This is a genomic window from Fulvivirga ligni (assembly GCF_021389935.1).
Lineage (GTDB): Bacteria > Bacteroidota > Bacteroidia > Cytophagales > Cyclobacteriaceae > Fulvivirga > Fulvivirga ligni.
The window spans coordinates 3,704,564-3,725,325 of the sequence record NZ_CP089979.1 but is presented as its reverse complement, the minus strand read 5'-3'; the positions used below and the strand labels follow the sequence as shown (position 1 = coordinate 3,725,325).

15 protein-coding genes are annotated in these 20,762 nt (G+C 38.5%); 6 read left to right on the top strand and 9 right to left on the bottom strand.

Features of this window, described 5'->3' with window-relative positions; genetic code table 11:
• Positions 1–5 precede the first annotated feature (5 nt).
• Together LVD16_RS15890 and LVD16_RS15885 are read right to left on the bottom strand one after the other, a co-directional pair.
• Positions 6–830, bottom strand: a complete 825-nt coding sequence (locus LVD16_RS15890; protein ID WP_233769257.1) for an N-acetylmuramoyl-L-alanine amidase — start codon at positions 828–830, stop codon at positions 6–8.
• Positions 831–854: 24 nt separating this feature from the next.
• Positions 855–2,366 (bottom strand): FAD-binding protein, encoded by a 1,512-nt coding sequence (locus tag LVD16_RS15885; RefSeq protein ID WP_233769256.1) that lies wholly within the window; start codon positions 2,364–2,366, stop codon positions 855–857.
• Positions 2,367–2,921: 555 nt separating this feature from the next.
• Here LVD16_RS15885 and LVD16_RS27810 point away from each other — a divergent pair.
• Positions 2,922–4,247, top strand: coding sequence for a glycoside hydrolase family 11 protein (locus LVD16_RS27810; protein WP_305038988.1), 1,326 nt, complete (start codon positions 2,922–2,924; stop codon positions 4,245–4,247).
• A 59-nt stretch (positions 4,248–4,306) separates the two neighbouring features.
• On the opposite strand, the gene LVD16_RS15870 is transcribed toward LVD16_RS27810, so the two are convergent.
• Positions 4,307–4,960: a DUF1349 domain-containing protein gene (locus tag LVD16_RS15870; protein WP_233769255.1), complete on the bottom strand. Its 654-nt coding sequence runs from the start codon at positions 4,958–4,960 to the stop codon at positions 4,307–4,309.
• Positions 4,961–5,097: 137 nt separating this feature from the next.
• Here LVD16_RS15870 and LVD16_RS15865 point away from each other — a divergent pair, with 137 nt between their 5' ends.
• From LVD16_RS15865 to LVD16_RS15855, 3 genes are all read left to right on the top strand, one after another.
• Positions 5,098–5,856 carry a response regulator transcription factor gene (locus LVD16_RS15865; RefSeq protein WP_233769254.1) on the top strand — a complete coding sequence of 253 codons (759 nt, stop codon included), beginning with the start codon at positions 5,098–5,100 and terminating at the stop codon, positions 5,854–5,856.
• Positions 5,857–5,948: 92 nt separating this feature from the next.
• Complete coding sequence (locus LVD16_RS15860) at positions 5,949–6,869, top strand: hypothetical protein (RefSeq protein WP_233769253.1); 921 nt, start codon at positions 5,949–5,951, stop codon at positions 6,867–6,869.
• A gap of 114 nt (positions 6,870–6,983) precedes the next feature.
• Complete coding sequence (locus LVD16_RS15855; RefSeq protein ID WP_233769252.1) at positions 6,984–8,021, top strand: acyltransferase family protein; 1,038 nt, start codon at positions 6,984–6,986, stop codon at positions 8,019–8,021.
• 119 nt (positions 8,022–8,140) lie between these two features.
• Here LVD16_RS15855 and LVD16_RS15850 read toward each other — a convergent pair whose 3' ends face one another.
• The 3 genes from LVD16_RS15850 to LVD16_RS15840 all read right to left on the bottom strand — a co-directional run bounded on the left by LVD16_RS15850 (position 8,141) and on the right by LVD16_RS15840 (position 13,005).
• Positions 8,141–8,950: a COG4315 family predicted lipoprotein gene (locus LVD16_RS15850; protein ID WP_233769251.1), complete on the bottom strand. Its 810-nt coding sequence runs from the start codon at positions 8,948–8,950 to the stop codon at positions 8,141–8,143.
• Between the two features lie 439 nt (positions 8,951–9,389).
• Positions 9,390–11,084, bottom strand: a complete 1,695-nt coding sequence (locus LVD16_RS15845) for an AMP-binding protein (protein WP_233769250.1) — start codon at positions 11,082–11,084, stop codon at positions 9,390–9,392.
• Positions 11,085–11,337: 253 nt separating this feature from the next.
• Entirely contained in the window at positions 11,338–13,005 is a 1,668-nt protein-coding gene (locus LVD16_RS15840; protein WP_233769249.1) for an alpha/beta fold hydrolase, read from the bottom strand.
• Between the two features lie 345 nt (positions 13,006–13,350).
• Between LVD16_RS15840 and LVD16_RS15835 the strand changes: the two genes are divergently transcribed.
• Positions 13,351–15,846 carry a tetratricopeptide repeat-containing sensor histidine kinase gene (locus LVD16_RS15835; RefSeq protein WP_233769248.1) on the top strand — a complete coding sequence of 832 codons (2,496 nt, stop codon included), beginning with the start codon at positions 13,351–13,353 and terminating at the stop codon, positions 15,844–15,846.
• 9 nt (positions 15,847–15,855) lie between these two features.
• The gene (locus LVD16_RS15830) at positions 15,856–16,626 is read left to right on the top strand and encodes a LytR/AlgR family response regulator transcription factor (protein ID WP_233769247.1); all 771 of its coding nucleotides are present in this window, start codon (positions 15,856–15,858) and stop codon (positions 16,624–16,626) included.
• A 300-nt stretch (positions 16,627–16,926) separates the two neighbouring features.
• Here the strand turns inward: LVD16_RS15830 and LVD16_RS15825 are convergent, their stop codons facing one another.
• The 3 genes from LVD16_RS15825 to gatB are packed head-to-tail and all read right to left on the bottom strand — an operon-like array spanning position 16,927 to position 20,754.
• On the bottom strand, positions 16,927–18,123 hold the full coding sequence (locus LVD16_RS15825) for a glycosyltransferase family 39 protein (RefSeq protein WP_233769246.1): 1,197 nt from the start codon (positions 18,121–18,123) through the stop codon (positions 16,927–16,929).
• 9 nt (positions 18,124–18,132) lie between these two features.
• On the bottom strand, positions 18,133–19,275 hold the full coding sequence (locus LVD16_RS15820) for a TlpA disulfide reductase family protein (RefSeq protein WP_233769245.1): 1,143 nt from the start codon (positions 19,273–19,275) through the stop codon (positions 18,133–18,135).
• Positions 19,276–19,281: 6 nt separating this feature from the next.
• Entirely contained in the window at positions 19,282–20,754 is a 1,473-nt protein-coding gene (gene gatB, locus LVD16_RS15815) for an Asp-tRNA(Asn)/Glu-tRNA(Gln) amidotransferase subunit GatB (RefSeq protein WP_233769244.1), read from the bottom strand.
• Positions 20,755–20,762 lie beyond the last annotated feature (8 nt).

The following is a 20,762-nucleotide window of genomic DNA, read 5'->3' as shown; positions in this document are numbered from 1 at the left end:
ACCTTCTATTCGCTAAAGTCAATGAAATCTTTACTTACCCATCCTTCAATGGATGTTCTTACTTTATACCAGCCGCCTTGCTCCTCTAAAACCTGCACCTCGGTATTTCGCTTCAAAGGCTGGGCGACTTTCTCGAAATTCACTCCTGCACCTGATCTAATATTTAATAAACTGGCATTCACTTTCCCAACATCAAGGTGATCAGATCTATCATTTAAAACCGTGTTTCTCAGATGAAGCATGTCAAACGCGGGACCTGGATCTTGCTTACGTGCCGGGGCTATTTCATCGTGTCCCAGTATTTCCTTTATATCATAGGTCTCTTTAAGCAATTCGCAAATAGCTGTAACTGTAGCCACCTGCTTATCTGTATATTTTTGCCAGTATTGATAATGAACGTTGGGATTAAAATGTCTAAGGTTCATCACTTCATCCTCTGTGTAGGTCTGCTGCAGCTCCTGTCTACCGTAGGTTCCATCTGACATCTTCTGAAGCCAGCCCACATTATCTATCTCTATACCAATGGCATAGCTGTTATAGCCTTTCCTTCCATTATATTCACTATCACCAGCATGCCAGGTTCTGAAGTTGAACTTAGCGAGCTGTACTACCTCTCCATTCTTACCTACCACCAAATGCGCTGAGGCATTACCCCTGGCTTTTCTGGTGGTAAGCGCCTTCACGGCTAAAGGCAGCGAGGTCATAGCGGTGTAGTGTACAATAACCGAATCAGCAAGCCCGGTAGCTGTTCTGAAAGGTCCATTGTAAAAGTTAGGTGTCTGTTGGAAGGAAACTTGATCTCCAATTAGGGCATGGTTTTCAATTTTCATAGTTAATCAGTTATAGGATGATGTTTAATAACCCACTACTCGCTTGGTGAAGGAATTAGAGAATATTCTGTTCGGGTTAAACCTTTTGATGATTTCCAAAAATTTGTCATACTCAGGATACAGCTGTTTGGTATCATTTACGTCCATCTGGAAGTTGAGCTTTCCCCAATGTAGCCGCGCGCCTCTGGCAAGGGCAAATTTTTGAATCTTGTTCAGCAGCACTTCTCTGCCATAAATATGTTTGAGTACTGGCGTATCTATATAGCAAACATCATAACCGTACTCAGGGGTAATGAGAGCCGATGATGACTTCACAAATCTTAAGCCCAAAGGCGATGTAATATGAACCTGAAACTCTTTATGTAACCAGGCAAGATACATAATGAGCTCGTCAATAAAGTTTAGATACTCACCATGCCTATCCATTTTTACTACCAACTCACAGTCATACGCGCGTTCCTTAATATAGTCAAGGCCCTGGTACATTACCTTATGGCCTTTATTAATGTAATCTTCATCTCTCTGAGACTTAATGGCACTATTAACAAATCGCGGCACAAAGCCAGGAAACTTATTAATGCGCCATATCATGATATAGAGAAAGTAAGGGAATATGCTGGCCAGCACATAAGAAACTGAGCGGGTCATTCTTTTAATATTATCCCAAAACTTATGCTCCAGAAGCTGCATGAGAAGGCTTTTGTCCGTATGCTCATATCGCTCATGAGTTAATGTGAGAGCCAGATTATCCTCATTATTTACTTTGTAAGGATTAATCTGCACCAGCACACTCTGAAAGCCATTAAAAATTTCTCTGGATTTAAGTTTTGGTTTTAGATCGGACCAGGTGGTCACTTTGCGGCATTCGCTGAGGTAATACATGGGCTCTACTTCCATAACATAAGAATAGATCAGGCCCATCATGCCAAAGCAAACCACCGCAGCATTGAATACATCATCATCTTGAATAAGATCCGGACCAGCGCAAGTGGCAGGATCATTTAGCGGTCTGCTAGCAGGTTCTATTCTATAAGCTTTAGCTTTAGAGCTGTCATTAAGGTCTTGAGTTACCAAAACCATAGACCTTACCATTTTAGACATTCCGCCAAGTAAATGAGAGCTACCATGAGTACCAGTAGAAATGGCTCCTGCAATGCTTTGGTGATCAATACCGCCCATGGTGGGTATGCACAGGTTGAGAGACTCTAACTTTTCATTTAAGCGACGAAGTTTTATACCGCCCTGTACCTCGATGAAATTGTTATTACCTGCATAGGGATACTGTTCTATTTTTCCCAGCTTATCGGTACTTACCAAAAGCCCTTCTGATTTAGGGGCTGATGAAAAAGAATGACCAGACCCCACCGCCTTTACTGGTAGATTATCATCTATGCCTTTCTGAACAATTGCTATGAGTTCGTCCAAGCTGGAGGGCTCCAGCAACATAAGTGGTTCTACTTTTAAGGTTTTGGTACTATTTTGCCATACAGGTCTGCCAAAGAAACTTTTCTTGTTCTTTATATGCTTTTGTGACATGGTTAAGATTGATAGTTAACTAATCGTCAGTACCGAAGATGCACTGCCCTTGCCACCCATTAAGTCTTAAACAAGATACAACTATTATTCGGTATTCACGAAATATTCAATAGGGGTATTTTTCCGGTTTTTTCATGATAATAAATTCAGATTAAGCTTTCAATAACCATATGAAACGAAGGTATAGTTGTAATTATCTAATTCGTTTATTAGCTTTACGCAATCGATTGCGTGATATGCAATTATATTGAACCTAAACCTACACATATGAAACTTCTCTACTACCTTACTGATAGTTGACTTTCAATGTCTTACATCAGCAGCTAATACACTTTCTGTGTCTTTAATTAAGCAGCTCATGTAATTTCTGTTCTCTTCTACGCCGACTATGCACTGAGATAAGAGATAAAACTGCTTCTAGCTCCCTCTGAATAATTGGTGTGCCTGGCATAGCCATGTTCATCCATACCAGTTGTTATCACACCTCTTGTATTTTTTTCTGATACAAGCAGGTGGTACCGCATACTATTTACTAATTCTTAAAATTCAATTCTCATGAAAATTTATTATCAAAAACTGATGCTGTTTCTCAGCATGTTTTTAAGCCTGATATTTATCAGCAATTTGCTTGTAATGGGCCAAACCATTTGTGGCAACCAAACCGGCAGCAATGGTGGCTATTACTACACTCATTGGTCTGACGGTGGCGGGTCTGCCTGCATGACACTCGGCTCTGGAGGTAATTACAGTTACTCCTGGACCAATACCGGTAATTTTGTAGGTGGAAAAGGCTGGAGCACAGGTTCTTCCACCCGAGTAGTTGGCTATAATGCTGGTAGCTACTCTCCTAGCGGCAACAGCTACTTAACGCTTTATGGATGGACTAGAAGCCCATTAATAGAATATTATGTAGTAGAAAGCTGGGGCAGCTGGCGTCCTCCTGGTGCTACCGCTGTAGGCACTGTAACCTCAGATGGCGGTACCTATGACATCTACAGAACTCAAAGAGTAAACCAACCTTCTATTGATGGAACGGCCACCTTCTACCAATACTGGAGCGTGAGACGATCAAAGGTTTCCACCGGCAGTAACCACACCATCACCTTTGCCAACCATGTGAATGCGTGGGCTGCGCGAGGTTGGAACCTAGGTAATCATAGTTACCAGGTCATGGCCACAGAAGGATATCAGAGCAGTGGCAGCTCTAATGTAACGGTATGGTCTAATGGAAACTCCGGTGGCGGTGGCAATAACGGCGGAGGCGGTGGAGGATCCAACTCCATTGTAGTGAGAGCCCGCGGCACCAACGGCAGCGAACACATCAACCTGAGGGTGAATAACCAAACCATAGCCAGCTGGACGCTTGGTACCAGCATGGCCAACTATACAGCCACTACCAGCAGCACTGGGGGTATCATTGTACAGTTTGATAATGATGCCAGTGGTAGAGATGTGCAGGTGGATTATATCCAGGTGAATGGTTCTACCAGACAGGCGGAAAGTCAATCTTACAATACAGGAGTATATCAAAACGGTTCTTGTGGTGGCTCTAACAGTGAATGGCTGCATTGCAATGGATCAATTGGTTTCGGTGATGTATCCAGTGGTGGCCGAATAGCCAGCGATTTCTTTGAAGAGGATCAGGAAGGGTTTCAACTTTTTCCTAATCCCGTTACTACAGGTACGCTCACTATTCAGCTTGGTGAACTCTCAGGCATTAGGCAGGTATCAGTAACTGATATTTATGGCAAAACCTGGAAGCAGGTTCCCATTTCAAAACAAGCTGACTTAGAATTAGATATGAATATACCAGCCGGAGTCTACTTGGTAGTATTGGAGGGTGATAGTGAAAGAAAAGTCAGAAAGATAAGTGTGCAATAAATAAAAAAATAGGCTGCATTTACGTGCAGCCTATGCTTTAATATTTACAAACCTTCTGATTAATGCTTTTCCAACCATTCTAACCTTCTCTGATCAGGGAGGTGCTTTACCTGAAACTCTTCAAACTTTGCTTTAAAGCCATCGCCATCTGGACTTGCCGCCATTAAACCCACTTTTACCGGCGTATTATCTTGCAGGTAGGCATTCCTCATCATAGTGTACGTTTTGTCATCAAATGAATAGAAAATTTCCACAGCATCTAATCTCCTCACTGCCTTTACCCAAACGAATTTTGGTTTTTTATCCATTTCTATAACACTCCAATCACTGGTTTTATGCGTCACTACTGTACTTAAGTTGTACTTACCATCTACATACTCAATACCAAACTTTATATAGTTTTCATGATCAATACGAAGCATCAGCCCCATCTGATCAAAACGAGATTTATATTCACCGGTAATCTTCACCTTCACTTCAAATTCACCACCGTAAGTGCTGTAATAAAACGGAGCATCGTCCACAGTAAATCCATAATGAGATATACGCCAATAATCACTTTGAGGGGTAACTGACATCAAGAGTGCATTATCCTTTATTTCCCACTCCTCAGGTTCGTTAAACCAAGTCATTTTTTCTAACCGTTGTGCCATAGCATATTGGGATAAATTAGTCATCAAAGCCAGACCTAGAATTAGAGCTAGTTTTCTCATAGTATTATTTGTTGATTAATGAATGTATAACCGACCAATTGATTTAAGCTAAGAAGGTCTGTTACTCTTTTAAATGATATATTCGCAAAGCTAATGTCACACAAAAAAGATTTCAATAGTTATTAATAACCATACTTGTGAATATTAAAGCAAAACTGGATAAGGCTCTTTTAAGTCAAAATTTCAATCCTTCAAATCAACCCTCTATTTCATCCAGGTATCAAGCTATAGCTAAAATGTATTCTGAGGTTGAAAATGCCATTTCTGTGCTTTCCGACCTGAAGACTAAAAAGAGTACGATATATTATGGAGGACTCTATTCCATGCTTTCCGAAAAAAGCAGCTCTCAACCACATGAGATTTCTTCCATCTGGGAAGATGAAATACTCGATAAGATGCACCCTGATGATCTCAAGAAAAAGCAAGCTCTGGAGTATTATTTCTTTTATTATCTCAAGGATTTGCCTATAGATGAATGGACAGATTATTATACCGCCATTAATATTAGAATTCGAAGTAAATCAGGTGAATACATCAAAATATTGCATCGGATGTTTTATGCAACTGAGGGTGACAGCGTGAGATTAGCCCTTTGTATTTATAATGTATCCGGCAAGAGTATGAATACACTGATTCATGAGAAAGGGCTAATAATTAATTCTATTAATGGCTCAACCCTGCATTGTAATGATTTTAACTACCAGGATATACTTTCATCACGAGAAAAGGAAGTACTTTTATTAATTGCACATGGAAAAATGAGTAAGGAAATAGCTGAATCATTGAACATTAGCCCCAATACTGTAAATAGACATCGGCAAAATATCTTGCAAAAACTAAGGGTTAAAAATTCGATTGAAGCGTATAGACTGGCTAAGGTGCTGGAGTTAATTTGAAAACAGGGAAATTTTAATTTCCTTATAGCCTTAGAATAACTAATTTACCAAGCAACATCGCTACTTTTAACCAGTAAACCATTCTTAACCTAATGAGATACCTTCCTCTACTCCTATTGATACTACTTTTCTCCTGCAGCACCGAAGAAGATAAGTATCCAGACATGGCTGTTTTTAGTCCTGATATGGAAGGAAAATTTACTTTTAAAGAGATAGAGCCAGTTCCTACTTATTATAGAGATACCGATAAATACGTTTTTTTTCTCACCAATAATTCCATAGCCGATGCCAGAGTATTGATTTATAACAAGGCTTCGAAAAAGCTTATAAAAACATTAGCTCTGCCAAACAACCAAATCAGGATTGATACCTCTGGTTCTATTTATGGGTATGATGAAAAACAGGGAAAGACCTTCAAATATGTATCACCAGCATTCAAATTGACATATTTAGAAACAGTGTCATTGGAATATGTTAGCGATGCCAATATGGAGAAAAAATATGCCTCCGAAATAAAAAATCAACAATTAAAGGGTGATGCTTTATATGATTTCCTTGAAGATAAAAGATATGAAATTCTTGAGGAAGATGTTATCAATGGATTACGCTGCATTACTGAACTAGATAAGAGTAATACGGCTATTGCTCATTATAAAAACAAGGAAATCTATTTAGAGCAGAGCAACTATTTATATCGAGGTACCATTATCAAATCAAAGCTAAATGGAGTTACGGACTGTATGCCGAGCAATTACGAACTAGACAAGAAGTCCTATTTCTCAGCCAGTCCTTTAGATCAGTTTGATTACGTAACTTTAGACTACAATTTCAAAGGCAGTAATCATTATGTAATGTCCGTAAATTCTGAAAACCTTTATTATTACGAGCTAAAATTAAACAAGCAGAGCACAAAATTTAAATTTCCTCTTGTCATCAATAACGTTGTAAACTTAGAGGACAAAGTGATTTTTGAGGTGGCTAATAAGTATTATGAGGTTTCCGTGATGGAATAATGTTTACATTTCCATATTTAATCCAGCAAAATCATATTAAAAATTAAAATATATTAATTTTTAACTAAATTCATCTTTCCGATTAATCCTCAAACACAAAATTCTTAAATCAGATTGAGAGTAGAGCAACTTACGTTTACTCGATTTTTAGCAGCCATATTCATTGTTATCTTTCATTTTGGAGAAAACATAGATTTTTTTCATAATCGCTACACATCATTTCTCTTTGAGAATGCTTATGTATTTGTGAGCTATTTCTTTGTGCTTTCAGGCTTTGTAATGGTAGTGGCTTATGGAAATAAATCAGAGATCAAATTCTTCTCATTTCTTAAAAAAAGGCTTGCTAGAATTTACCCGGTATACCTGCTGGCCATTTTTCTACATCTGCTCATCTACCTTTTTCAATGGACAGATACCTCATCAATGGTATTAAACCTGCTTATGCTACAAAGCTGGGTGCCGGAAAAAGCCTTTGCTATCAACTTTCCTGCCTGGTCTATTTCTGTGGAGTTCTTCTTTTATTTCATTTTCCCCTTCCTTGTTAATTTTATTTATTCCAAAGTGGAGATCAAATGGTTAACCGTGGGTATCTGTATTTATTGGGCTATGAGTCAAATCATATTTTACTTAATTGAATCCGAATATTTGCACATACCTATCTATAGTACTACAGATCTTTACTACTTCCCGGTGGTCCATCTTAATGAGTTTCTGATAGGCAACCTGATGGGATACTTTTTTATACAGAATCGACTAACACATTCAAAAGGCTATCATTTCCAAATCATGCTTCTGCTAACAGCGCTATTAGTCATCTTACGATTTCCGATGGGACTTACGCTACACACAGGATTGCTGGCTATCATTCTTGGCCTTTTGATATTATTCTTAGCTCTCTCTAATAGCCAATGGACAGACTGGCTAACTCATCCTGCTTTAGTCTTTTTGGGTAAAATCAGTTATAGTTTATATATCCTGCAACTACCTGTATGGTTTATTTTTTCTGACCACAGATTAAAAAAATACTTCGGATTATATGACATGGAGATAGCAACTGCTTTTATAATCAGGCTAACAGCCCTCCTATTGACGGCTGCACTAACCTATTTAATATTCGAATCACCCATTAGGAAATTGATCAGGAAGCTATGAAAACTCTTTGGATCAAGAATTTTAAAACACATGTCTAAAATTGGCAATACTTCAGTCTCCATAAACAAAAAAAGCTGCACTCTCATGCAGCCCTTTCATCAAACTTCCCAATTATATTTTTATAACACAGGCTTCACTACGAAGAAGTTGCCGTTTCCTCCGCCTTCACCTTCTACTACTCCTCTTACTTCAGCATCTGTAGTAAAGTAATATAGTGGCAGACCTTTGTAAGTAAGCTGATAGCCAAGATCATCGCCTCTTAAGAATGTATCAAAGTCACTAGCTGATAGTGTTGAAGGAATGATTAAAGTTCCTGCCGGGTTAAATGGAGGCCATGCATTAGCACATCCGCCAGAGCAGTTGCTGGTGTTTTCTTCATCATTAACAAAGTCATATAAAGTGAGTCCGTCACCATCTACTAAATAAGTAACAGCGTCTTCACCATCTTTTACTGATTGTTTTCCTAGCATGATTGAATAATCTGGCTTAGCTATGTAGAATACGCCACCACGGCCATCACCTGCTATGCTGGCACTTGTTTCCAGAACTCCATCATTATCCGGAGCAAAATAGTATAGAGGCCATCCTTTATAAGCTAGTTGCTTCTCTCCACCATCTCTGGTAATCATGCTGAAATCAGCCATGCTTAAAGAAGTGCCAAGCTCAAGATCGTCAATACTTCCTGTTACTGGAGGCCATGCATCTGCGCAACCACCATTACAGTTACTTGCACCTGAAATGTCACCAGCAAAGAAATAAATAGTCTCATTCTTCTGGTTTACCATAATGTTTCCAAAGGCTGAGTCATTGATCACTTTAACATTAAACTTAAGATCTGGCTCATCACCCTCGTCATCCTGACAGCTCATGACACTAATGGCTACGAAAGCCAAAAACATAATACCTAAATGCTTAAAATACTTGTTCATTTGTAAATGGTTTTAATAAATTTTGTTTGTATGAAATGATAATCTGCTTTTGCAGCACTGAAGAGTTGTAGAAAGTAAAAACTTATTCCAGTGCTTTATCAGGTGACTATTTTTGAAATAAAATGATCTTAAGGTTCAATAATCACTTTATTCTCAAATACCTGATTATCAATCTAATATATACCATTAATTCAGATCAATCGCACATATATGAATCATCCACAGGTTAATTTCATTGATACAAAGGTAAGATGACATTAGGCCCTCTTGATAGCACAATTCCGCCCAAAATGCTTAAATATCCGACATAATATCTAGCACAAATCAGACATGATATCACTTTTCCGACATGTAAACATTAAAAAAGGCATTCCCCGAAGAGAACACCTTTTAAACCATACAAAATGAATGGTATGGGAACTATGCTATGAAATGGAAACTATTCTTCTTTTAGCATGCGACGCAGTATTTTTCCTACGTTTGACTTAGGCAATGTATCTCTAAACTCAATATGTTTAGGTACTTTATATGCAGTAAGATTCTTTCTACAATGTTCCAGGATCTCCTCTTTTGTGAGAGACGCATCACTTTTAACCACAAATATTTTCACCGCTTCAGTAGACTTTTCATCGTGCACACCTATGGCTGCCACCTCTGCTACTTTTGCATGTTGAGATACAATATTCTCAATTTCATTAGGGTAAACGTTAAACCCTGAAACCAAAATCATCTCCTTTTTTCTATCTACAATTCTGAAAAAACCATCCTCATCTTTCACTCCTATGTCACCGGTTTTGAACCATCCGTCACCAGTAAAAACCTTAGAAGTTTCGTCGGGTCTGTTAAAATATTCATGCATTACCTGAGGTCCTTTGGCATATATTTCACCAGGAGTGCCATCTACCACTTCCTGCTCATTATCATCTGCTATTTTTAATGACGTGCTTGGCAATGGAATACCGATTGTTCCGATTCGTTCTTTACCATCTACCAGCACATTAAAAGTAAGTATGGGTGAAGTTTCAGTAAGACCGTAACCTTCAGAAATTGGCACATTGGTCACTTTCTTCCACCTCTCTGCCGTAACGGTCTGCACAGCCATACCACCAGAGCCGCACAACTTTAGGTTTGAAAAGTCAACCTTATGGAAATCAGGTTCATTGAGCAGGCCATTATAGAGTGTGTTCACTCCTGAAAAAATAGAAAAAGGATGCTTTTTCAATTCTTTCACAAATCCTTTCATGTCTCTGGGGTTTGGTATCAGCACGTTCTTGGCCCCCATCTTAAGCATCGACAGACAGTTGGCCACCAGTGCCAATATATGATACAACGGCAACGCCGTAATAATAATCTCTTTACCCTCTCTAAGCTTTGATGAAGTGATCCAGGCAGTAAATTGCTCAATATTAGCAACTACATTGGTGTGGCTTAGCACGGCCCCTTTTGAAATCCCGGTAGTTCCGCCTGTGTATTGTAAGAAGGCGGTATCTTTTCCTTTAATACTTACAGCCTGAAAGGAATGTTGCTCACCACACTTTAAAGCTTTGTTAAACGATACAGCTCCTGGCAGGCTGTATTTAGGCACCATTTTCTTCACATGCTTCACTACCTTATTCACTATCACCCTTTTAACACCTCTCAGCTGATCGCCCAATTCTGTTATGATGACATGTTTGATAGCAGTATCCTTTATAATCTCTTCCAGATTATGAGCAAAATTGGCCAGGATAATTACCACTTCGGTTTCAGAATCCACAAATTGATGTTTCATTTCTCGTGGAGTGTATAGCGGATTTGTATTTACCACTACCATGCCTGCTCTAAGTACCCCAAACAGTGCTATAGGGTATTGTAGAAGATTAGGCATCTGAATGGCTACTTTGGTTCCGGGGCTCAGCTCCAAATCATTCTGAAGGTAAGCTGCAAAATTGCGCGACAGCAAATCCAGCTGACCGAAAGTAATACAGGTGCCCATGCATTCATAGGCCGGCAGTAGACGATACTTATTGATACTTTGTTCAAAAAGATCAACTAGTGAATGGTAAGCTAATGGGTTAATTTTAAATGGAACACCATCTGCATAATGGCGTCTCCATGTTTGGGTTTTTGAAAAACTTAATGTTTCAGTCTGCATGCGTTTGAGTTAAAAAGGACTATAGAAAATTGATATTTTAGATTATCCGTTATGCCTATATTCTGTTGTTTTAGTTCTATTATTTAACATCAAAATTACAATAGACTTATATCCTACTTTAGCACAAAACCGCCAAATGCACTCATATTTCCGACATCACCTATCACTAAACCGACATCCACCTGAAATATATGGCACAAAAAAAGGTAGCCTTAAGACTACCTTCACTTTCTTTATTCTATAATAGGGCTTTCTAATTCTCAAATTGATGAAGAAGCTCTGAAGGACTTTGACCGAACTCCTTCTTAAAGCATTTAGAAAAGTAAGATGGATTTGAGAATCCTGTTTTAAAGGCGATCTCTGAAATATTGTCTTTTTCAATAAGCATCATCTCCTTAGCGCGATGAAGTCGTACAGAAGAAATAAGCTGATTAGGAGACTTATTGGTAATGGCTTTGAGCTTTCGCTGAAGCTGTCTCTCACTAATGCCCACCTCCCTGCATAACATTTCTACACCAAACTGATCATTAGTCATGTGCGACTCTATACTTTGCAATACGTTTTCCAAAAATGAGTCGTTTTGCGGTGATTTAGCTTTGTGATAAGTAGCTTCTCTAGGACTTAAATGATCTGTAAGCATGTACAACGATAGCTGCTGATCAGTGGCATCATACATTGTATTTACAAAGGGCGTAAAACCAAGCCCCGCTCCAGACAAAAGAGATTTAACCGCCTGGGTAATAAGTATTTGATTAGGTTCAGCTGCCTCAAGTATAGTGGATATAAAATCTTGCGTTTCACCATTAATAAAATGAGCTTCATTCACAGCCACCTCCTTAATATGAATACCTACTGCTAGTTGTATATCAACATTACTCATTAGATCTACCAAATCTATACTACAATGAGCAGCCTTACTCGGTCCTTCAAAAGTAGCAATGAATGACTCGGCATCGAAACCTATCAATCTACCACGGTATTGTTTTACCTTTTGAGCAACAACACTATGTATATCAGTGTGCACCATTTGAGATGTTACAATACGAGCAGCCACTATGGTAAATAACCTTTCCTCGTATGTTTCTACAGGGGTCACTGTAGAAATAAAGTTTTTGATCTCATCTAATATTTCATTGGTATTTCCGGCCCAGAAGAGGTGATCACTACCATCAAATTCCACGAATTTTGAGCCTTTAATTCGTTCCGCTATAAATCTACCTTCCTCGATCTTCACGTCAACATCATGCGTTCGCTGCATTAATAAGGTAGGTACTTTTATAGAACTTAAAATATCAATGATGTCTACTTCGGTGTTCATTTTGGTGAGCACGTAGGCCGCACTTGGGCTAGCTCCTGATCTGAAATAATTAGCCAACCATTCCATGAAAACCTTATCCTTCGCTTTTGACGGCGCTAACGACTCAAGATACATTTCACCTGAGCCCCAGCGGTTTTCTATCATATCATACACTTCCTGACGCTCTTCATCAGTGGGTGCCCATGGATAATCCTTTGAATATCTGCGTTTTGCAAAAACCCCAAAGGTAATTAAGGCAATAGTTCTATGTGGGTAAGTGGCAGCAAACAATGCTGAAACAGATCCGCCTTCGGAGTGACCAAAAAGCACGGCCTTTTGAGAACCTATAGCATCCATTACAGCCCGAATATCATCCATGCGCTCTTCTATGGTAGATAACTCCACCACGCGGTCAGAAAGTCCTGTTCCTCGCTTATCAAAAAGCACCACGCGGAACATTTTTCCAAGTTCTATGAAGAAGCTCACCAACTCAGGGCATGACCACATCCAATCTATATTAGACACCCACCCTGGTATGTACACCAAATCGGTAGTACCTGAGCCAAAAACCTGGTATGCAATACTTATACGACCACTCTTAGTATACTGGGTAGTAGGTTTCATAACTCTATTAAAATTAGGCGGCAAACCGCTAGCTCCCAATTTAGAAAAGTTGATGCTATTATTTAAATAATTCTTAGAAATAGAATTAAAGCTTCCGAACATAACTATAAAATTCAACTAACATATTGGCATGAAATTAACCCGCTCTATGCTTCTATAAAATAGATTTCAAGCTTAAGCATCTTATTTCACCACTGAAGTGTATTATACATAAGTTGAAAAATTCACACTGATTTTAGCATTTTGACCATAGTGACTAAGCAAATATCTAGGGAATCTAGGGCCACTTTTATACTTTTGAAGTCTATTTAAGACAACCCTCTCCCAGACCACAAAAAAATTAAATTGAAAAGGTTATTTCTCTTGTACTTTCTCATCGTGTATTCTGCAGGTAATGCTCAGAACCGTGTAGATTCTCTTGAGAATATTTTGAGACAACAGAATTTAAAGCCATCGGTAAGAATAAATGTACTCAACGCCTTATCCACAGAATACCTGGGTAACGATACTACAGGATTTCTTACTACTAATCAGCAAGCCATAAATCTTGCTTCTAAAGAAAATAACCTGCCTGAGCTAGTTACTGCCCATTTGCTCACAGCCAAATACGAGCAGAAATCTGGTAATTTTGAAGAAGCTTTGCATATATGTGATGAATTACTCTCCTTTTGTAGGCAGAATTCCTATACCAATGGTGTAGTTAGAGCACTATCTAAAAAAGGTGATATAAAAAATAAGATAGGCAGTTTTGACCAAGCGCTTGACATTTTTAACCAGGCATATAGTTTAGCTCTTGGCTCTCGTGATTCCAGTGAATTTGCCTCTATCTACAATAATATGGGCATCAGCTACTACAGAATGGGTATTCTAGACTCAGCTCTTTATTACTATGAGGCCGCTCTGACCCAAAGAATTCATGAGGCTGATTCCAATGGTGTAGCTGTTGGTATGATTAATTTGGGTGGTATTTATTATAAAGAAGCGAATTTCCAAGATGCTCTAAACAATTTTATTTCTGCTGCTCAAATAGCCAAACGACTGCATAATACATCCTATTTGGCCATTGCTCTAAACAACATGGGATTAGCTCACTGGAGGCTCGGTGAATATGATAAAGCCCTCAGCGATTTTAATGAATCTTACGAACTGGCAAAATCTTTAAATAACAAACCAACCATGGCTTTTTGCATAGGTAATATGGCCATTATAGCTCATGAGAAGGCAGATTACCCTTCTTCGCTGGAATACTACCTTAAAGCCGAAGAAATGTGGCAAGACATGAACGATTCCACAGGTTTGGGAACCACCTACTATAACCTTGGCTTACTTTTCACAGATTGGAAAGAGGATTCAACAGCATACGGCTATTACCTAAAGTCATTAAAAATTAGAGAAGCTATCGATGATGTTGATGGCGAAATTTCAGTTTACAATGCCTTGGGCACTTATTATGATGAAGCCGGAGAACTTCAGAAAGCTAGGGAATCATTTGAACATGCATTAACACTCAATGAAAGCGTAGGTAATAAGACCAAAACCATTGAAATATACCTTAATCTGAGTAATCTATATATTCATCTTGGTCAACTTGATTCCTCCAAATATATACTTGAAAAAGGCCTGGACCTATCCAAAGAAATTGTAGCTCCAGCACTGCAAGCAGATATACACTGCGCACTAGGAGAATATTATATCAAAAAAGAAGCTTACAATAAAGCCATTTCATATCTAAATAAGACACTTCAATACTGTCAAAAGAATCAGTTGAAAGAGCTTGAAAGCAAAAGTCATAAGCTGCTCTCGGAGGCATATTCTGCTTTAGGCTATCATCAAAAAGCTTATCAGGCCTTGTCATTGCACTTATCATTACGAGACAGCATTTATAATCAAGATGTAATAAGAAAAACAAGTCGTATTGAGGCCAAATATGCTTTTCAGAAAGAACGAGACTCCTTGGCTTTTGCACAGAAGGAGGCACAGCTTACGTTCGAAACGAAAATAGAAAAAGAAAAATCCAGAAGACTATGGACTACACTTATTCTCATAATGGCATTACTTATAGCCATTTTGATGGCCTATCTTCTACATAATAGACAAAAGAAAAACAGAATTTTACGAGAGCAAAAGGAAGAATTAGATCAGGCTTTAACCATCAATAATAAGTTCTTTTCCATTATCTCTCACGATCTGCGCGGGTTTGTACTGGAATTCATAAGTATTTCCGGGATACTGCTACACTATACCAATCAAAAGCGTCTTGATTTGATTCAGGATTTAAGCAATAACATGAGGCGATCATCTCAAAATACTCTGTTGCTTCTAGACAATTTGCTTCAATGGTCAATAAACAAAGAAAACAGTTTCCCAATTACAAAGACGGTAATTTCTGTCAATGACCTTCTTATTGAAATTATTGAATTATTTAAAGCACACGCCGAAAGCAAGCAGATATCCCTTGAGTTTGAAACGGAGCCTGACATATATTTAAATGGCGATGAGAATAGCTTAAAAACCATTTTCAGAAACTTAATTAATAATGCTATTAAATTCTCAGAATCAGGTAGTTCTGTTCAAATAAACTCCTATAGTGATAATGGTAACATCACGGTGATGATTCAAGATAAAGGAGTAGGAATGACCGCTCAAAAGCTGTCTGAAATTAATCAACTGAAGGCAACGTCTGATAAAGGCACCAAAAATGAGTCCGGAGTGGGTCTGGGTATGAGACTAGTGATGGAATTTGCAGAGCGAAGTAAGGCACAGGTAATAATTGCAAGTGAATTAGGTACAGGAACTACTGTAAAGGTTATCTTTGCCAGCTCAACAACCACCCAGCCTTAGCCTACTGAGATGAATGAGATAAACCTCACCATTATTGAAGACAAACCAGATGAACTGGAACATTTAAAATCCCTTTTACAAGAATCTGACCTTGCCGAATTTCGCATTCAAAAGGAAATTTCAACCTTAAGTGCTGCTATTCAATACTTTAAGTCTGACCCAAAAACAGACCTGGTCATCATGGATATTCAGCTTCCTGATGGTGTTAGTTTCGATATTTTCAAAAGCATCACTGTAGAAATACCCATTATATTTACTTCTACCTATGAGCATTATGTGCTGCAGGCCATTAAGGTCAACGGTATTGATTATCTCATTAAGCCAATACAAAAGGAGGATCTCCATAGTGCTTTAGAAAGATTTTTAAAGCAGCATAACAAATCTAAGGCCTATGAATTGGACGAAATAAAGGCTATAGTAAGCTCATTCGTTCCTAAAAGTTATAAGTCTAGTTTCTTGGTTAATTATAAGCAAAAAATGGTGCTGGTAGATGTCAGTGATGTAGCCTATTGCTATGTGAAGGAAAAAGGCACATTCATAGTCACCCATAGCGGACAAGAATATCTGGTGGACTATTACCTGGATCAGCTTGAAAATGACCTAGACCCCAATAGATTCTACAGAATAAACAGGCAATACTTGATGTCAAGACCTGCCATAAAAGAAATTGAAAACTATTTCAATGGCCGTCTATTAATAAAAGTAAATCCTGAAGCTGCTGATCAGATAATCATCAGTAAGAAAAAGGTATCTCATTTCAAGGAATGGGCAGATTCATAAAAAGCAAAGCACTGCATTTACCTAAGAACACTCATGTTTGAAGACATCAAACACTAGGTAAAAAGCAGCACTTGCCCAGGTTGATTAAGGATTTAGCTTAAAACCCACCCCTTGAAACAAGCAATCCTATGACAAGCACTAAAAGTACAGCCATAGATTTTAGCAATTCTCGAAAATCAAATTTGAATTTCATGATAAACCAAACTTTAAATGATATTACAAAGGTAAAAGGACCTGCCACCAATTATTAGAACTAATCCGCCAAAGGCTTACACATTACCGACAAGGCTGAGGATTTGACTATAACATTTCCGACTTATCTCTTAGCAAAGAGCGACTTATAAAGGCTATAAGGGGCTGAGAAGCCAGAATAAAAAGCACAGGTAGAACCGGCATTAAAAACCGACCATCCCAATCTACTGTTGTAAAACCAACGCTCATGATGTGTACTAGAACATAAACACAACAAAAAATCATCACCTTCTTCGGAAGTTGATAGCTAAAGGCTCGAAATGTAAAAAAGTAGATTGCACCTAGAAAACCTACTGCATAGATATTATGTTTCCACGACCAATATGGCCTAAAATGAGCTAAAAAGTAAAAAGCTTTAATGAAAAACAGTTTTAGAAAATACCAGAGATTTGCTACTATGAAGTAAACCATTTGGAAAAGAGGCGGCCAGTTATCTTCAGGCAAATTCAGGTGACTCGGCACCGTGATCATTAAATACTTAAACTCCTCCTGATATGGAACAGTACCAATGGCATATATAATTTCACCTGTTTCATAATCTCCTATGAAGTTGAAGGTGTAAAGCATGGTGTTGGCAGCATACAAAACTATCCCTGCACCAAGTATTGCAAGAGGCCATTTTACATACTTACGTTTCTCTTTTATCCATAGTTGATAAATCAGCACGGCTACAACCGCAGCAACTAATGCAATGCCTGTGGGCTTAGCAAAACATGTTAATATTATGAACACTGTTGTAAGACACCCCGAAATGATTGATCTACGATGTACAGTATGACTCAGGAAGAACAGGGAGAAGCAAACTAAGCTTACATAAAGAGACTCACACAATAAATAAGAATGCCAGCTCATCACCTCATAGAAGCTAATATATAATAATGCTGCCGTAAAACCGGCCCACCTGTTGTTAAAGATTCGATATGCTGTTTGATAAAGACTAAGACACGCCAAACAACCAAGAAAGTATTGAGCCAGGATAATGACCAGATAATTATCAGAGCCCGAAATGGCTCTTAGCAGGTAAATGAAGAATACATAAGAAATGTACCAGATGTTATGCTCATCTATCTGAAATCCTGATTTGAGCCGAGTGGCATAATCAAGATAGCGGTGGGTGTCATTTACATATTTTACACCTAACTGGTGAAAAAGGAAAAAAGCAAGAGCCAAATAAAGTATTGATAAAATACTTAGATGAATAATCTTAATATTCGGCTCTTGCTTAAAGTTTTTTAAAGGCGCCACCTGGCCTTATTAACCCTCGTTATTGAAAATCTCTTCTAACTTAACCTCTAACTCTCTGCCTCTCAAATTCTTACCGATGATAACACCATCAGGATCTAACAGAACAGCAAAAGGAATAGCACTGATATTATAAAGCTTGGCGGCATCAGAGTTCCAGTATTTAAGATCAGAAACCTGAGTCCAGTGCAGGCCATCCTGCTCTATGGCTTGTAGCCAGTCTTCTCTTTTTCTGTCTAAAGAAACACCATATACCTCAAAGCCTTTGTCATTATACTTGTTATAAAGTCTTACCACATTAGGGTTTTCTCTTCTACAAGGTCCGCACCATTTTGCCCAGAAGTCAACCAACACGTATTTACCTCTTAGAGAAGATAATTTCACAATCTCACCATCAGGGTTTGGTAAAGCAATATCCGGAGCAACCTGACCGATAGCCAATTTCTTAGAATTTTCTACGGTCTTAACAAAATCCTGAGCAACTGGAGAGTTTGGCATTTCCTTTTTCAAAAGCTCAGCATAAGAGGTATAGAAATCCATATGTTTATCCTTATCAAGGAAGTTTCCACTTCTTAAAATCTCAACCACACCCAAAGAGGCTCCCATGCTATCTATTTTAGCCATCAGTTTCTCTTTAAACTTTACATCAAGCTTTAAGTAATCATCTCTTAACGAATTGATCTTCTCCTCATCACCAGCCTGTTGAGCTTCCATAAACTGCTGATTGATAGCTTGAACCTCACTGGTAGCCTGAAAGTCCTGAAACATTTTCTGAGTATCCTCAATAAAGTCATGATCGCTGGAACCCTTTACTTCTTTAAAGCCTCTTGGGTTATTTCCATCAACATTTACCTGTATGTTCTCATCATCGAGTATTAATGGAATTAGCTGTATGTTATAAAAGTTAAGACGATAATAGCCTGCTGCTTCTACATCTACTTGTGTGCTGTAAGAATTATCTTCTTTTAAAGTAATCGTATCTATAGGCACTGTTCTGTTCTCAGTGAATTTCTCTAGAATAATGCTCCCCGTTTGAGGATAGCCAACAGTTCCAGAAATGGTGATGGTTTTATCACCTCCTTCATTTTCTCCCTGAGTAGCTCCAGAGCAGGCACAAATTATAGACAATAGAGAAATTAAAAATGCTTTATTCATAAAGTTTTATGGTTTTACAGCTTCTTCAAGCTTATTTCTTAAAAGTTGATTAGCTAGTTTAGGGTCTACCTTTCCATTACTTTTCTTCATTACCTCACCCATAAACATTCCCAGAAGATTTTTACGACCTTTCCTGTAGGCTGCCACTTCATCCGGATTGGCTTCCAGTACCTCATCAATTACGCCACCAATAGAATCACTATTACTGTCCTGAATGAGATTTAGTTCCTCTGCCACTTGCAGTGCAGACTTACCGTTAGCCTTTATCATAGCTGGAAAGAGACGCTGGCTGGCAGCGGAAAAACTCACCTTGCTATCATCTACCAGACCAATAATCTCAGCCAGCTGCTCTGGAGATAAAGTTAAATCATTGATATTACCCGAAGAGTCATTCAGATATGACTTTACAGGTCCCATCATCCAGTTAGAAGCGGCTTTGAAATTAGATGTCTGAGCACAAACCTTTTCAAAATACAAAGCTATCTCCTTACTATCTGTAAGTACCTGAGCATCATATTCTGGGAGTTGATACTCCTTAATATATTTCTCCAGAAGCTCATTAGGCAAGCTAGGCATAGATGCCTTTATAGCATTTAACCATTCTTCACTCACATGAAGAGGGCTGAGATCCGGATCAGGAAAATATCTATAGTCGTTAAGTTCTTCTTTAGTACGCATGCCAGCAGTAGTGCCTGTGGCAGCATCAAAGGTTCTGGTTTCTGAGGCAATCTGGTTTCCCTTTTCTATCTCAATGATCTGTCTTACAATTTCATGATCAATGGCTCTTTGTACATTTCGGATAGAGTTCATGTTCTTTACCTCTATCTTCTTACCCAAAGTGGTAGAGCCGTTTAACATCACCGAGATGTTAGCATCGCAACGCATAGAACCTTCTTCCATGTTACCATCACAAACATCCAGGTAACGTACCAGCTTTCTAACTTCGGTTAAAAAAGAGGCCGCTTCATCAGATGTAGCAATGGCTGGTTCAGTTACAATTTCAATAAGAGGAACTCCTGCCCTGTTAAAATCTACCAGAGTATCTGTTTCACCTTCAAGGTGAATAGATTTACCAGCATCTTCTTCAATATGAATTCTATTCAAAGGAATATCCCTCTTTTCTCCATTTTTAGGGAAAACAGTTACATGTCCCTGCATACAAATAGGAGTTCTATCCTGAGTAAGCTGATATCCTTTAGGAAGATCCGGGTAGAAGTAGTTTTTTCTATCAAAGATCTGTTCCCTGCTAATATTGCAATTACAGGCCAGTCCCATCTTAATAGCATATTCCACCACCTTTTTATTCAGCTTTGGAAGTGTGCCAGGGTGCCCTAGTGTAATAACACTAATATTTGTATTAGGGTTGTCTCCGAAAGAATTAGAGTCAGTATTGTATATCTTAGTATTGGTGGCTAGCTGCGCATGCACTTCAAGCCCTATAACCGCGGTATACTTATCTCTTATTGATTGATCTAACATGTTACCAA